Raw genomic sequence first — 15,314 nt, forward strand, 5'->3', positions numbered from 1 at the left:
TTCGATGCTTGATTCCCTGAGAGGAAACTGGAGCGGGTGAAGCGATTCGAACGCTCGACCCCAACCTTGGCAAGGTTAGAGATGGGCCACTCCACGCTATCCGGCGATATCCTGGAATACGACAACATATTGATAAAGCTTGACATTATTTCCGACCCTTCGCTAGGGTAATCCAATCTTTTCCTTCACGGTGTTGACCAGGTGTTGACCAAAGAGGGCTTTTGAGGAGATGGATCGGTGGCAAAGCGCGTTGGTGTGCCCCTCACAAAACGGGTGGTTGACGCGGCCGATAAGAGGGACCGACGCTATTTCCTCTGGGATAGCGAGTTGTCCGGCTTCGGTCTGCGCGTGGAAAAGAGCGGCGCCAAGACCTTCATCGTACGATATCGCGCCGAAGGTGGTGGTCGATCGGCTGCACAGCGATTCGTAACCATCGGGAGGTTAGGCACGCTTACTCCAGAGCAGGCGCGCAAGCACGCGAAGACTGTCCTTGGAGGCGTCGCCAAGGGTGAGGATCCAGCGGATGAACGTCGCGCAAAGCGGCGCGAGATGAAGATAACTGGCTTGATCGACCTTTATGAAGAAGAGGGCTGCGTGATCCAGCGCGGGAAACGGCAGGGTCAGCCGATGAAGCCGTTGACCAAGCAGTTGACACTCGCGCGTCTTCGCAACCATGTCGTGCCACTGCTCGGGCATAAGCGCGTTAGCGAATTGAATCCAGGTGACATCGAACGGTTCGTCCGTGACGTCGCTGCCGGCAAAACTAATCGAGACGAGAGGTTAGGTCCACGCAGGCGCATTATCGTACGCGGCGGTGAGGGCGCGGCGCGCAAGGTCGTGCGAGACTTGTCCGCTGTTTTCAGCTTCGCGATCCGAAGCGAGATCGTTCAGAGGAATCCTTGCGAGACGGCAGCGGTCCGCAAGACCGACAATCAGCGAAAGCGCTTTCTCGCCCTTGACGAGGTCACGCGCCTTGGTTCGGCTCTGGATCAACTGGAGGCCGAAGGGGTCAACTCAAAGGCGGTCAATATTGCGCGACTTTGGGCGTTGACCGGCTGCCGCCGCGAGGAGATTGCGTCGCTCAAATGGTCCGAGGTAAATCTCGACGACGGCCTGTTGGAACTCGACGATAGCAAGACGGGCAGGTCGATCCGTCCTCTGGGAGCGGCAGCAGTCACGCTGCTCGAAAGTCTCCCGCGCGAGGCGGGCAGCAATTTCGTCTTCCCGGCTGTGCGTGGCGATAGCTATTTTCAGGGGACCAAGCGTATCTGGGCTAGGGCAGTGAAGAAAGCGCAGTTGCCCGGCGTGACTCCTCACACTCTGAGACACACGATCGGATCCACAGCCGTCTCTACTGGAGAGGCTCTTGCCCTAACTGGTGCGATCCTAGGTCATGCGAATCTTCGCTCGACCGCAATCTACGCTCATGTCCAGAACAATCCCTCGCGCCGTGCCGCAAATCGGGTCAGCAAAAAAATTGCGGCAGCGCTCGCGGGAACAGTTTCGCACACTGGCAACCGAACAAAGAAGCAAAGCGTGCAACCGGCGATGGCCGACATCGACGCGCTACTAACGTGTCTCGCGGTTCGTCTCGAAGCGGAAGGCATCGCTGCCCAGCGCGTGCAGTCGATCATAACTGACGCAATCGCTCGCAAGGAAGGAAGCTCGAAAGAGATGAGCGGGGCAGGTTGGCCGAAGCCAGCATAGCTATACTTAATACCCGTGTGACGGTAAGACCAGCGGCGGCGGCAATGGTCTCCTGCCTTGATAACAACGCTTGTTCGATTGGCAGCAGGGGTAGTCCTTGCCGCGTCAGCAAGCGGCGGCGCAATTTTTGGTGCAAGTTTGCATTCATATTCCTAAGTTCATATTTTGGTTGAAGCTGTTGGTCAGCAGCTGGGGATGAACAAAGTTATAAAGGGGGAGCCATGGCTGCCGAAGAGGCTGCACCTTGTCGTCATCGAGGTGCCCCACCTGACGAAGTCGTGACGCGAGTCGCTGAGATTATCGAGGCGATCAGCAATGACGCGGACTATCTTTACCGGCGCGGGATTTCTGCTGAGGAGTTCGATCTCGCTCTACCAATCGCGATAGAGAAGCTTCGAGGAAGCCGGTCCGCGAGCAGCAGCGACCGCAAGGATTTTTTGCTTCAAATATTTTCATATATGCAATCGAGGGGAGCTATATCCTCGTTTTTGGCTCCGAAATATGGTGACGACACAGTATACCGTCTAAGCGTCCCCCAAATCGGCGATGTTGCCGTGGTGCAGAAGGGCTGCCCCGATGGTAAGCACAGCAGCGTGGCCTGGAGCGTTCCCAACTGGGCAGTGGAGACCTATCTCTGGTGGGTTTGCCCTAGTCTAAAAGGAGATCCTGGCTGGCACGTAAGCGCTGGGGTTAAGCGGTTGCGGGGGGAGTTCTTCTCGAGCAGGCTTGATACCTTGGACGGGATTATTTTTCACAGCAATCTATGTGGGAGCGATCTGCGCCCATGCCCGAAAAAGGCGCGAGCAGTCAAGATTGGCGACGCGGACGTTCCGCCGCCTTGTATATGGATAATGCCCGAGAGGGGTTCAGGTTCAGAATATAACTGGACTGGAAACCGGCAGCGCCGCTTCCCGGCCGTTCTCCTTTCTTCATTCGGGATATCAGCCGCCGAATCTCCCCTCTTCACAGGCAACGTTGGCTTTCGCGTGGGTGCAAGCGAAGGCACCATCATTACGTCGCGCTTTGGCTCCGGCTGTTCCACTTCCTCAAGGAGTTGATATGTTCAATCCCGCTATGGACCAGGATCGGGTCCATCATCTTGTCATGCGCCAGGACACCAGCACCAAACGCGCGCTGCTGCCGGCGTGGCCTCGTCCCGAAAAAGAGCTGCGGGTGGTAAGTCTTGAGGTGGATTGGGTCCGTTTCTCGACGTTAAACCACCGGACAAAGTCCGAACAGATGCGCGTCATGACGCAAAGTGGTCGCTCGGATCTCTTTACTGCCGACCCATTGGGTGTTGAGGCCCAGGCTGAGCAATACGCGATCTTGAAGGGCCAGGACGGATTCGAGGACATCAAAAGCGATTTGAAAGAGCGAGGGCAGCAACAGCCGGCGGTAGTGACCGCCGAAGGTGTCCTCATAAACGGTAATCGTAGGGTGGCCGCGCTCCGCAGCCTGTATCAGGACGATAAGGTGAAGAGCGCTCGATACGTGATGTGCCTGGTCCTGCCGGCGGACTCGACGATGAACGAGCTGGTCGACCTTGAAACGGAACTCCAGATCGCGAGAGAGTTCAAGGAGGATTACACCTGGGTGAACGAAGCACTCCTGATCGAGGAAATCTTCAACCGTGAGCAGAAAGATTGGAGCCGCGTATCATCGCGGATGCATAAGACGACCAATGAGGTCAGGACCCAATATGAAAAGCTGCAGCAGCTCCATCAATTGGTGGAGCTGTCGAACGGTACACGCCACCATGCTGATTTCGTCGACAACGAGTCGGCCTTCACAGAGCTTGCAGGCTACGTGCGCAATAAGCCGGCACAGGAAGCCGCGTCGGTTCGGTCTGCATATTTCCTCGGCATTTTAACTGGCGTGAACTATCGATCCTTGCGAAACCTACGTCGTCCCGATGCCAGCACATTAGTTCGGGCAGAGATAGCGAATAACGTCGCTCTTGCTCCCCTCTTGCAACAGCAGGCTACGGCCGCAGATGACGATCTCGATATTCTTAATGACGTGCTTGGAGACAGGCCGAAGGGGGCCGACGGAGATCTGAACGGAGTGCTCTCGTTCTTCGCAAGCCAAGGAGGCAAGGCCGAAGCGGTATTCAACGGGAGTAACATATCACTGTCCGCCTTGATGTCGTCGGTCGGAAGCGCGGTCGACGTAGCGGCGGACGAGGCAAGCGCGCAGCAGCAAGACGGCAAGGCCGTCACAGCACCTGTAGGTTTCGTGACGGAAGCAATTGGTAAGATCAACAAGGCGGCGAAAGCGTTGCCAAAAGCCAGAACGCTTAGTGGCTGGATGGAAAGCGACTTCGAAGCCAAGCTGGCGGAGCTAAAAGCGGCTCTGGCGGATCTGGAAACCGGCTCGTGATTTCGATTGAGCTGTACCGACAAGGTCGCCCGACCGTCATCGTGGAAAGGTCTGATGACGCGAAGGTTGGCGCATGGGCGCGTCTTCAAGAGGCGCTTGCGCGTGGAGTTATCACGGGATCCGCAAAGCAGACTGTTGTGCATGCCGACATTTTTCTTGCAGAACTCGATGTGCTGCGAGAGTTGCGGGCGGTATTCGCTGAACCCCTTCAGCTGGGCCCCGGCATGAGAGCTCAACTAGAACTAATGGCGGCCGATCGCAAGGCGCGAGAGGCAGCGGTTGGGTCCAGCAGCAAGCCGGTAGACTTGACCGCCCTTGAGCAAGAACTCTGCCAAGCCGGATTCAAACGCAAGTTAAAGTCATTTCAGCTGCAGAACTTAGCGAAGGTGCTGCTGCTTCCCCATGCTGCGGACTTTTCAGTACCAGGCGCAGGGAAGACGACATTGGCATTGGCTGCATATGCCATTCGAAGGCAGCGGAAACTGGTGGATCGGCTAATGGTCGTCGCCCCAATTGCAGCGTTTGAAGCATGGAAGGAGGAAGCTAAGGAGTGCTTCGAGGCGCCGCCGAAGATGGTATTCTACAGCGGACCTGAGACATTCATTCCCAGCGACACCAACATTCTAATCTCGAATTACAACCGGGTTGCGAATGATTATGACCGGATTCGCGATTTCGTTGCGTCGGCGGACACTCAGGTGGTCCTCGACGAGGCGCATCGCGTGAAGCGCGGTGCGGACGGCGTTCATGGACGGGCTGTCCTTGATCTAGCCTACGCTGCTCGGCGTCGCGATGTGCTCACCGGGACTCCGGCGCCACAAGGAGCCTATGACCTCGTGGCGCTAGTAAAGTTTCTGTATCCTGGCCAGGATCGCCAGATCTTGCCCGAAGCGGCGTACATCGAACGGCTCGGTCGAGATGACAGCGTGCTGGCACAAACACGCGACGCCATTTCACAGTATTTTGTACGCACTCGCAAAACCGACCTCGACCTGCCAGACACGAAATTTAAGGTTATACGCAGGCCCATGTCGCCCATTCAGTCGGCCATTTACGACGCGCTGATCGGACGTTACCGGCATAGCTTTGCGCTTGAAGACCGAAGCCGGCACGAGATGGAGCGGATTGGGCGCATTGTCATGTATCTCCTCGAAGCTGCGACAAATCCTATGTTGCTGACATCGGGCTCAGACGACAGTGACGATCCGGGTTTTCTGCATCCCCCTATCGAACTCGAAGGGGACGAGAGCGTGCCAGAGCTTCTCGCTCGGTATGGCAGCTATGAGACGCCCTGGAAGTATAAGGTGCTGGCGGCTATCGTCGCGGATGCTGCCGAAAAGGGGGAAAAGGTATTAGTCTGGACAAACTTCGTTCGAAACATACGGTTGCTCTCAAGGCAGCTGGTCGATTTTAATCCAGCTTCTGTGCATGGCGGAGTTCCTTCGGAGGCAACTGCTGCACCTGGAGTGGTTACACGCGAGTCCGAATTCAACCGCTTTAGGCATGATGATAGTTGCTCTGTGTTGCTCGCAAATCCTGCTGCCTGTGGCGAGGGCGTGAGCCTGCACCATTGGTGTCATCATGCCGTCTACCTGGATCGCTCGTTCAACGCCGGTCACTTTCTCCAAAGTCAGGACCGAATCCATCGACTAGGGCTGGATAAGAATGTGCTCACGCGCTTCACCTTGCTGATCAGCGAGGGGACGATCGATGACGCCGTTGATGGGCGGTTACACGACAAGGTTCGAGCGTTATCGGCGCTAATGGATGATCCAGGCCTTGTCCAGATCGCACTCCCATCTTCTGACGAAGGGGAGGATGGAGCTCCAGTCTTCGACGATGATGTGGCGGCAGTAATGGCGCACATCGGTGATCAAGATGCGCGAGCTCCCTAGCCACGGTCGGTGTCATGCGGCGTTTCTGTTGGCCTTTAGCGCGACGCTCAAGGTCATCTGTGGCATGAGGGATTGGATAGAAGCAGCATCTAGCCGGGCTTCTTTTCTCGCGGCAGCCGGCGACATCGCCGGGACGGCCCAAATGCTCCTCCAGGCCGGTCTGGCGACGGATGGGGAGCACATCCGCCTGGATGGCCGACTTGCTCGATTGTCTCAGCAAGCAGATCGGCCGACGTTGGTCGGCATCGCCGCGTTGCTGCTGTTGCGATATCCGCCAGGATGGATTTCCTCTGTAGTCATCGACGGGCAGGTTGAACTGGATCTTATTCCAACGACCGACAGAGAGAGACTCGAGTGGCTCGGGCCTGACCTCGTGCCGCTCATCTTTGAAGTGCACCGAGCGTTGGTCCGGAATACCGATGACGCTCTACGCAAGCAGATTGGGAACGCGGGTGAGGCAGCGGTAATGTCGGCATTGCGGAATGCCGGATTCGACCCGTCACACGTCGCGCTAATCTCCGATGTGTATGGCTACGACATCGAATACGCCGATGGCCGGTCGATCGAGCGGGTTGAAGTAAAGACTTCAATCAATAACACTTCAGACCGGTTCTTCGTCTCACGCAACGAGTTCGATAAAGCTGCTCAATATGGTGCGACCTGGCGTCTGATTCAGGTTGTATTTTCGTCACAGATAATTCTGGACAAGCGCGCGCTCAAATCGAACATTGTAATGTTGCGCGAGCTTAAGAGCGATACGCTCCGCGCGCTCGCACCGTCGCCGACGGCCGAATTCCGCTGGATCGAAAGTGCGGAATTCCGTCCTCCAGTCAGTGACTGGAGGGCGTCCAACTTAGATCCGGAACCGGGCTTCAATGTTGCCCTTGAGATTTGACTCAACACCGATCTATTGGTCCAAGTCGCGATCTTCCGCGGCGCGTTGCGGGGTGGGCTGAGAGCAGAATTTCGTAGGATTTGTCCGTTTGCGATGGCAACGGCGGCGGTATAGTAATGTTGCCTTCTTCCCTTCCTCCGAGCGATTCCCTATGAGTGACGATATTCTCATCAAAACCATCTTGGCAAAGCACAAGAGTCGATACGGCGTTGGCCTGAGCGACGGAGACGCATTCGAGTTTTTCTGCGCCGAGACGGTGTTGAAGCCATTCGCCTTGACCTTTGACGAGATCGAAAAGGGGATCGTCGACGGAAAAAACGATGGCGGTATCGACAGCGTCTACTTCTTCGTCAACCGATCGCTTATCGCCATCGATACCGACATGGATATGTTCAAGTCGCCGGTGACGGTGGACCTTTACATCATTCAGTCGAAAATCGATGGAGGTTTCGCCGAGGGAGCCATGGCGAAGCTCCAGGCAGCGGTACCACAGCTCATCGCACTTGACGCCGATCCCGCGACCTTGGCTGCGATCTACAATAGCGACGTGCAGGAAACCTTCGAGACCTACCGAGACGGGCTGCAGGATCTGGCAGGCCAGTTTCCCACTGTGAACGTGCATATCATCTACGCCACTCTTGCCAATGCTGGAAACGACAAAGTTGAAGCGATGATCCCGGCCCTTGAGAAGGCTGTCGCAGAGAAGTTTCCTAAATCGACTTGTAAGGTTGAGCTCTGGGGAGCTGCCAAACTATATGAGGAAGCGCAGAAGCAGAATGTTCTGGTAAAAAAGCTGCCGTTTGTCAAATCTGCGATCTCACACGGCAAGGGCTACGTCTTTCTTGCGGGCCTGAGAGACTACTATGACTTTATCACGGACAATGGAAAAATCATTGACGCCTTGTTTGAATTCAATGTCCGTGATTACCAGAGTACTGCGTCGGTGAACAAGGAGATAGCGGCGACCCTGAAAACGGCCGACGATCAGGCAGATTTCTGGTGGCTCAACAACGGAATCACCATCTTGGCTGAGGAGGCGCAGTCACAAGATAACAAGCTGACTATCAAGAATCCGCTGGTGGTGAATGGCTTGCAAACGTCGCACGAGATACATCGCTTCTTCGCGGGGGGCGGGTCCGATGTGAATCGGTCGGTGCAGGTCCGCGTGCTCGAGATCGACGACGAGGTTCGCCGCGACCGAGTAATCAAGGCGACGAACTCGCAGACGGGCATCAAGCCGGCCTCGCTCCATGCGACGGAACCTTTCCAGCGCAAAATCGAGGATTTCCTGATGCAGTTGGGAATTTTCTATGATCGCCGGAAGGATTACTGGCGCAACAAAGGCAAGCCCGCGGACAAGATCATCGGCATTGAGCGGCTGGCACAGTCGGCGATGGCGGTCATGCGTGAACGGCCGCACGATGCTCGCGCCCGCCCAACGACTATATTGAAGGAAGACGCTGAGTATCAGGCGCTATTCGCCGACACAACTGATCTGAAGATTTATCAGGTCTGCGCCGAGCTCTTTTTCGCTGTCGACGCCTATTTCAAGAAGCACGGCAAAACGATTGACTCCGTGTATCGCAACAACCTGCGATACCACTTGATGATGCAGCTAGCCTGGGAACTCAACGGATCCCGTCCAGTGCACATCGCAGCATTGAGGCAACTCAAGGTTTCGACGCTTACTGAGGCGACGATCAAGAAGGTGCTCGATCACACCATTGAGCAGTTCGAAAAAGCCGGCGCCGCCGACAAAACTGCTAAGAGTGATACGTTCACCGTTACGCTACAAAAGGCTTCCTTGGTCAAGGCCTCGGTCCTGGCGGCACAGGCTCCGGCCGTTGCATCGCCTGCGGCGACGCCAACCCCCGCGGTGTCGCAGACTTTACCCGCCGGCTCCAAGTGAGGGTTGGACAACTGCCGATTGTCGCTGGAAAAATGCGCCGAGTCAGTCCAAGGTGAGAACGGATGGTAAACATCTGACCTTATTCTAACGAATGTAGCTGCGCGCATGCCAAGGATTCCGACATGGCCGATAGACCGATGTTCTACGAGTTTTTCGCAGGCGGCGGGATGGCGCGGGCGGCGCTTGGCGATCATTGGCATTGTGCATTCGCCAATGACTTCGACTTTAAGAAGGGATTGACCTACCAAGATAACTGGGGCACGCCAGGCGTACTCAAGGTCGGCGACGTGCGAGATGTCAAGATCGCCGAGCTTCCCGCTACGGCGGACCTCGCTTGGGCATCCTTCCCTTGTCAGGATCTATCTCTTGCGGGCGGTGGCGCCGGGCTTAGAGGTGAGCGGTCGGGTACGTTTTATCCCTTCTGGGATGTGATGAGGGCTCTGATTGCCGATAGGCGTGCGCCACGGATAATCGCTCTTGAGAATGTCACCGGCACCTTGACATCACACGGCGGCAAGGACTTCGAGGCAATCTGCTCGACTTTCGCAGAGAATGGATACAACTACGGCGCCTTAGTCATCGATGCGTCGCTGTTCTTACCGCAGTCACGCCCTCGCCTCTTTGTGATCGGCGTTCGAGAAGACATCGAGATACCGAGCGCGATGCTCGCGCCTGCGCCGATGGTGCCGTTTCATACTCGCGGGCTGCGGGCGGCATTCGACAGACTTAGGGTAAGGACTAAGAAGAAATGGCTTTGGTGGAGTGTGCCGACGCCTGTTCGCCGCAACGAGGTCTTCGCAGATTTGATAGAAGAGAATCCGCGTTCCGTCCCATGGCATACGCCTGCAGAGACGAAGACTCTTCTCGCGATGATGAGCGATATCAACACTGCCAAAGTTGAGCAGGCGAAGCGGTCGGGCCGGAAAATGGTGGGCGGGGTTTATAAGCGGACCCGCCTCAACGAAAGCGGCATGAAGGTCCAACGAGCCGAGATTCGGTTCGACGATGTCGCTGGCTGCCTCCGCACACCTGCAGGTGGTTCTTCTCGCCAAGTGATTGTGGTAGTCGACGGGAATCGCGTTCGATCGCGATTGATCTCCGCGCGTGAAACTGCCCGTCTTATGGGGCTTCCTGACGACTACCGGCTACCTAAAAACTACAACGAAGCCTATCATCTGACCGGTGATGGCGTGGCGGTGCCCGTCGTGAGACATATCGCGCAGCATATAATCGAGCCGCTGGTGCGGCCGGCAGAGAAAGCCGAGATCGTTGAGCGTCATTCCCTGCGAGCAGAACGCTGATCTGCGCGATCAGATCGAGCGATTCGCCGAAGTTCTAAAGACTCAGGCGCACACGCTTGGAGCCCACGGATTGGATGAAAAGGACTTCTATAACTCCGGTGTGTTTCGGGGAGCGATAGAGCGCATTCGAGGCCAATACATTGCGACCATGCGCCCTAAGCGTGAGTTCGTGCAGCATGTCCTGAATCATCTTGAGGACCACGGTCACATCGCTGGTTGGGAAAAAACCGAAGCCGAAAACCGCAACGACTACTGGGTTCGTCTCAAGTCTGGCAAGAATGCCTGTATCAGCCTGTCTGGGGCGCTTGACGGCAACAATGCTACAATTTTCGAGCGTCCCGCCAACGCCGACGAATTCGTCATATGGAGTGTGTCGACTAACGCTGGATCAGATCCGAGGCGAAACGCCTGGTCAGGTATCCACGTGCGTCTTGGCACTGAAATAATCTCTACCGGCAAGCGTGTGGACGGCCTCGTTATCTGGGACATGGTGTGCGGCACCATCGGTCGAACGTGTCCGAAAATCGTTGCCGATGGCCAGCAGACTCGGCTTACCGATGTCGGGCCTTTCCGAGTTCCACCGACCTGCATCTACATGTTTCCGGCTGTAAGCCCCAGCCTGACGAACCCTCAAGCCGCACCCCAGACACTTGCTAGCGTTGAGCTGCTTCTGGGCCTTCACATGTGCTTCAAAGATCGGGATGACGAAGTGAACTATGTTACGTTTGAGATAGAAGACAGAGAGAGCGAGATTTGGCGAAAGACGACCATTGTACGGGGCGGTGTGGTACAGCGGGAATCTGAGATGATGGCCATTCGACGGGGGTAAAATGGCGGGGGAGAATAAACCGGACGACATAAATATCCCGCCCTTCGAGACTGCAGACCTGAGGGCGAACCTGGTCAAATTTCTCGATAGCGAGTTCGACGACCCCGTCGCGGGCGGCAAGCGTCGCGTCGGCAACTTCCGCTGGGGCGTCTACATCTTTTACGACTACGATGGCGAGCCAATATATGTTGGCCAAACAAACGAGATGTTGCGTACCCGCATTCGCCGCCATCTGACCAACCAACGCACAGACGCTGTGGCGATGGGCGTGCTCGATCCTTTTGAGGTATATGAGATAGAGGTTTTCCCGCTTCCGCAATTCCAGGACGTCGCCACTGCTGTCGATCGTGCCGCTGCCCGCGCCCATCTCAACGCGTTGGAGCACGCCGTCTACGGCAAAGCCATTGCCGGTAGCAATTTCCAGGCAATCCTCAATGAGAAGGATCCACCGGCCCCTACTGTCGAGGTTCCAATACCACCCTCATTTAGGATGCGAGTGGTCTCGGATGACGTTGCAAAAATACGCTCGCACCCAGACTTCCGCATTGCCCGTCGCTCACTGATCATCTCGCGTCTCGCTCAAGTGATCTCCGAGCGCAAGGTCCAGGGAGGCCTTCGGCGCGTGCTTCTCACGCAAGCGAAGCGGCTCCAGTGGCTGGCAGATCGTCGATACCAGGCGTTGGGTGGCGCCGCATCCGTCGAGACCGAGAACGGTGACGAAGGCGAAAACGAGTAATCTGACCCGCAGCGAGATAATGCGAGCGGTGAAGTCGAAGGATACCGCTCCCGAAATCGTCGTTCGCAAGCTGACACATTCGCTGGGCTTCCGGTACCGGCTTCACCGGGCGGACCTTCCTGGCAAACCTGACCTTGTGTTTCCAACCCGTCGGAAGGTCGTATTTGTCCATGGTTGCTTCTGGCACGGGCATATCTGCAAACGAGGTGCTCGTCCCCCGCGCCAAAATGCTGCTTACTGGTCCGCCAAAATCGCTCGCAATGTAGATAGAGACGCTCGCAATCAGATCGAATTGCACAATAGCGGTTGGGACGTCTTCATCGTCTGGGAGTGCGAAACTAAGGCCGGTGATCGGGCGACACTCGCCACTCGTCTCGACAAGTTTCTCACCCGGCCAGGATAGCCTAGGGCAGACCGACGAAACTAGCGTTAGTTCTGCATGCGCTTCGCGACGCTGACTACAGGGGCGAGGTAGCCGGGATCCGTGCTTTCGACGACAGGTCGGCAGACCATGCAGCAGGCAAGAATTGGCGTGCATGTTACGCAGAGCGCGGCATTAATATGGCCGTCGAGCGCCCTGACAAGACCGTTTCCCGACGCGGCGGCACGCACCTGCGGCATCAGCGGATTGTGGGCCGCAACGGAAGGGCTCCGGCAGCACACCTTTTGAAAAGTCGTGCGCTAGTCCTCGTGAAACCCACGCTTGTGGTATTCGTCCCGTAGCATCGCATCCAGCTCTCGAATGAGGATGTAGCGCGCGGCGTCGTTTGGGGAATTGCCAAGCCGCCTTTTAACGACGACCAGGTGCGACAGGTATGCGAAGTGATCCGGCGGTAATTTAAAGGTGACGGTCTCCGCGTCGGTTTTGCCCCGAGGCCTTCCCCTCGACCGTTTGCGCTCTTCCCCTTGATTCGCCATTCGCTGGACATTTTCGCGATTTAAAAATCAATTTATTATTCCCTTTTATTATTGCGCTGGCGAGTCCTCTGACGTTAGATTCGCATTGTGACGACGATTCGCACGTGACTCTCATAGGGGGTGAGGTGCAGGATCACAGACTGAACTGGCGGCCCCGATAGTTGGAAGCCGCCAGAGCCGTTTTCAAAAAGAGACTCAAATTTCACGCTTTACTGGAGGTTCGCCACGTTAGCCCCGTGGTGGCCTCCGAAAGTGGCAGACAACAGTCTCCCACTTGCCATGTCGAAACCGAAGATACTCCCGTACAAAGACGGTTTTCTCATCGGCAGGTACGTCTCGTACCAACATGTTGCTACACATTCCTTTCCCGGGGCGGGATTGCCCCGCGCTCGGAGGGCATCCGCACGGGGAAAGGAAGTGAGCCGCATTTGGCCCGAATCGCCCTGCTACTATAACTGTATTTGCAGGGTTTTTTCTAGACGCCGGCCCGGTCAGGGCAGGGTTTACCCAGGTGGGACTGCTCCATAACTCTCCGAAGTCAAACCTTGAACGTCGCGGGTGGAGGTGGGTCAGGCTGTAACGGGGTGGATGGGCATCTGACCAGCGCCGTGACCTTTGCCGCTACCTCTTCAAGGGTGGCGGTGAGGCGGTTTATCTGTGAGGCGGGCGCCGCCAACTCAGGGCCATAGCGGGTGACAAGATACTCCCGGTTCTGGCTCAAAGACTTAAGGTGCTTTGCGGTTTTTGCACGAAGGCGCAGCCCGGCTCCCAGCGCCTGTTCTGTTCGCGCCGACAGATCGTGCTGCATTTTGCGGATCTGATTGGGGTTGTGCCCGTTGTGGAGCAAGAGCGCTGTCAGATAGAGTTCGATCGCATGGATCGCCGATAGTCTGAACGGCGCGCGGGTCAACGGTTTGCCGGGGCGGCCTTGTTGAAGGAGCAAGTTTGCCGCCTTGCGGTATTCTTCCGCCAGTTCGTAAAGCTGCTGCGGGGATGCGAGCTCACCGGGATATTTGCGTTCTTCGATCGTCATTTGCACGATCTGAAAATGCTAAGGTACAAACTTCGTAAGTAACATCCGTAGCGCGTCATGCGTCTCTTCCTTCGCTATTCCATATCGCTCCCTACGATGTTCGCCTGCGCCCGGCCTGTCGGTCAGAAAGGGCATCGGGCGACGTACTATAGCGACGGCTCGTTGAGATGCGTCAAGATTTGGCCAGACCGCACTGGATCGATCCTGTCAGCCTCTGCAAGTGCCCAACGTTGCCAGGCTTCCAGTGCCGAGGGATCGATGTCAGCTGAACCATCATCGATCGCGCGACGGACGCGCTCAACAAGCGCGCGAATGTCTTCCGCTTGACGTAGAAGCTCGCCACTGTTCCGCAGATTTTGCAGGCGCTTTTGGTTGAGTTGAACCAGCCATTCCTGGCGCTGCTTCTCCTTCTCGATCCGCTCCCGCTCTGTACGCTCCTCGGCTTCCCGCAGGCTAAGGCGGAACTTTTTCTCACCTGCTACGATGATCGCAGCCGCGATTTCAGCGATCTTTGACTCAAGCCTAGCGTCACCGTCGTCCTGCCAAGAAACTGTATCCTTGCGGTCGAACCCAGGATCGATCCGCAGGGAAAGCGGGGTTAATGCTGGGAGGTCCGGTGCCGGCCGCAGGTACCCCTGCTGACGCACGGTGCGGTGGCTACCGACTATTCCAATTTCCAAACCAACATGTGTGTCGCCGATGGCTGCTCCCGCGTGAATTTCTCCATCGCGCTCGTAGGCACCACCGTCGTGGCCGCGCTTGCTGAGCGCCAAAAACAAGGCGTTGAAGATTTTCAATCGTCGCTTGCCTAGCGGATTGTCGAACTTGGGTTCGTCAAAGGTCCACTCGCGTTCGGCATTTTTATCGCGCCGGCGCTGCTCCTGCTTGAGTATTTGAACGAGCCCTTTGTGGGGCCTGTCCAACGTGTGTGGGACGGAAGCTTTGCCGATCGCCTGCAATTCCTGTGCGTGGAGTTCGTTGAGGTCTTCTGGAACCAGGGCGGATGCAAATGGCCCATTGGATGCAAGAGGGGCTGCAATCGACAGAACCTTTTTGAAGCGCGCGTCGACACTTGCTCGGCCCATTTCACCGGGGCGCCGCGGTGGTGCCTTCGGTAGCGCTGGCACTCTCTTTCCGGCACGTATTTTGTTCCAATAGCCTTGCGGCGGCGACGCAACTCCACATCGCTTCAGCAGCTTCTTCAGCCCGACGTCGGACAGTTCGAGCTTCGCCGCCAAGTCCCGCATCGGTGCAGACCATGCGAACTCAATCAGATCGTCAGGCAACACAAGAATGTCGTTCTGCCACACGACGCCTTACCTCCATTTTGTTCAACGAGGCTGCTTTTGACACGCCTTCGCAGTGTCGATATGACAGGCCGGCCAGAGCAATCTAAGGTCAAATCTGACAATTCCAACGTGCCCTCGATAGCGTCAGGAGTGCGCCTGCATCATCAAGGCGGCTGCAGATCGGCTGCAGCTCAAGCAGCGTTCTCGGCGGCCATCAGCTGAACGCTTAGAAGCGATCTCCTTCCTTTCGTAGTTTCTCGTGCAACAGGTTGCAGCCGGACATTGCCGCGTGGCAGAGCGAAGTTTGGTGCTGTCGAGCGAGGGCCACGGAATACGACCGAAGAGCGATTGCCGCCCGTAATCGGGGCGGGCACTTGGCCGAGAGGAAAAGCGGTGCGTCGGCCGCAGCTCAACTGGCGACCG

Annotated in this window: 12 protein-coding genes and 1 tRNA gene; 10 read left to right on the top strand and 3 right to left on the bottom strand. The window is 56.7% G+C overall.

All coding sequences use genetic code 11. From position 1 onward, the window contains the following. Window positions 1-28 precede the first annotated feature (28 nt). Window positions 29-105: transfer RNA gene (locus tag LB543_RS32765), tRNA-Gly, on the bottom strand. A 168-nt stretch (window positions 106-273) separates the two neighbouring features. Between LB543_RS32765 and LB543_RS32770 the strand changes: the two genes are divergently transcribed. The 10 genes from LB543_RS32770 (at window position 274) to LB543_RS32815 (ending at window position 12,054) form a co-directional block, all read left to right on the top strand. Further along, window positions 274-1,707, top strand: a complete 1,434-nt coding sequence (locus LB543_RS32770) for a tyrosine-type recombinase/integrase (protein WP_224617248.1) — start codon at window positions 274-276, stop codon at window positions 1,705-1,707. 221 nt (window positions 1,708-1,928) lie between these two features. Further along, window positions 1,929-2,765 carry a hypothetical protein gene (locus LB543_RS32775; protein ID WP_224617238.1) on the top strand — a complete coding sequence of 279 codons (837 nt, stop codon included), beginning with the start codon at window positions 1,929-1,931 and terminating at the stop codon, window positions 2,763-2,765. A gap of 1 nt (window position 2,766) precedes the next feature. Continuing rightward, complete coding sequence (locus LB543_RS32780; RefSeq protein WP_224617239.1) at window positions 2,767-4,086, top strand: ParB/RepB/Spo0J family partition protein; 1,320 nt, start codon at window positions 2,767-2,769, stop codon at window positions 4,084-4,086. Then, entirely contained in the window at window positions 4,083-5,981 is a 1,899-nt protein-coding gene (locus tag LB543_RS32785) for a DEAD/DEAH box helicase (RefSeq protein ID WP_224617240.1), read from the top strand. The genes LB543_RS32780 and LB543_RS32785 overlap by 4 nt, the downstream gene beginning before the upstream one ends. Beyond that, on the top strand, window positions 5,965-6,876 hold the full coding sequence (locus LB543_RS32790) for a protein NO VEIN domain-containing protein (RefSeq protein ID WP_224617249.1): 912 nt from the start codon (window positions 5,965-5,967) through the stop codon (window positions 6,874-6,876). Before LB543_RS32785 ends, LB543_RS32790 begins: the two co-directional genes overlap by 17 nt. Window positions 6,877-7,027: 151 nt before the next feature. Next, the gene (locus LB543_RS32795; protein ID WP_224617241.1) at window positions 7,028-8,785 is read left to right on the top strand and encodes an AIPR family protein; all 1,758 of its coding nucleotides are present in this window, start codon (window positions 7,028-7,030) and stop codon (window positions 8,783-8,785) included. Between the two features lie 122 nt (window positions 8,786-8,907). Next, window positions 8,908-10,086, top strand: a complete 1,179-nt coding sequence (locus LB543_RS32800) for a DNA cytosine methyltransferase (protein ID WP_224617242.1) — start codon at window positions 8,908-8,910, stop codon at window positions 10,084-10,086. Further along, complete coding sequence (locus LB543_RS32805) at window positions 10,055-10,915, top strand: hypothetical protein (protein WP_224617243.1); 861 nt, start codon at window positions 10,055-10,057, stop codon at window positions 10,913-10,915. The genes LB543_RS32800 and LB543_RS32805 overlap by 32 nt, the downstream gene beginning before the upstream one ends. Before the next feature lies 1 nt (window position 10,916). Continuing rightward, the gene (locus tag LB543_RS32810; protein ID WP_224617244.1) at window positions 10,917-11,651 is read left to right on the top strand and encodes a GIY-YIG nuclease family protein; all 735 of its coding nucleotides are present in this window, start codon (window positions 10,917-10,919) and stop codon (window positions 11,649-11,651) included. After that, a complete protein-coding gene (locus tag LB543_RS32815) occupies window positions 11,629-12,054 on the top strand; it encodes a very short patch repair endonuclease (protein WP_224617245.1) in 426 nt (141 codons plus the stop codon). Before LB543_RS32810 ends, LB543_RS32815 begins: the two co-directional genes overlap by 23 nt. Window positions 12,055-13,107: 1,053 nt before the next feature. Here the strand turns inward: LB543_RS32815 and LB543_RS32820 are convergent. Together LB543_RS32820 and LB543_RS32825 are read right to left on the bottom strand one after the other, a co-directional pair. After that, window positions 13,108-13,602: a hypothetical protein gene (locus LB543_RS32820; protein ID WP_224617246.1), complete on the bottom strand. Its 495-nt coding sequence runs from the start codon at window positions 13,600-13,602 to the stop codon at window positions 13,108-13,110. 146 nt (window positions 13,603-13,748) lie between these two features. Further along, window positions 13,749-14,912, bottom strand: coding sequence for a hypothetical protein (locus LB543_RS32825; RefSeq protein WP_224617247.1), 1,164 nt, complete (start codon window positions 14,910-14,912; stop codon window positions 13,749-13,751). Between the last annotated feature and the right edge of the window lie 402 nt (window positions 14,913-15,314).

Origin of the sequence: Mesorhizobium sp. ESP7-2, from assembly GCF_020164715.1 — a bacterium.
Classification (GTDB): Bacteria; Pseudomonadota; Alphaproteobacteria; order Rhizobiales; family Rhizobiaceae; genus Mesorhizobium.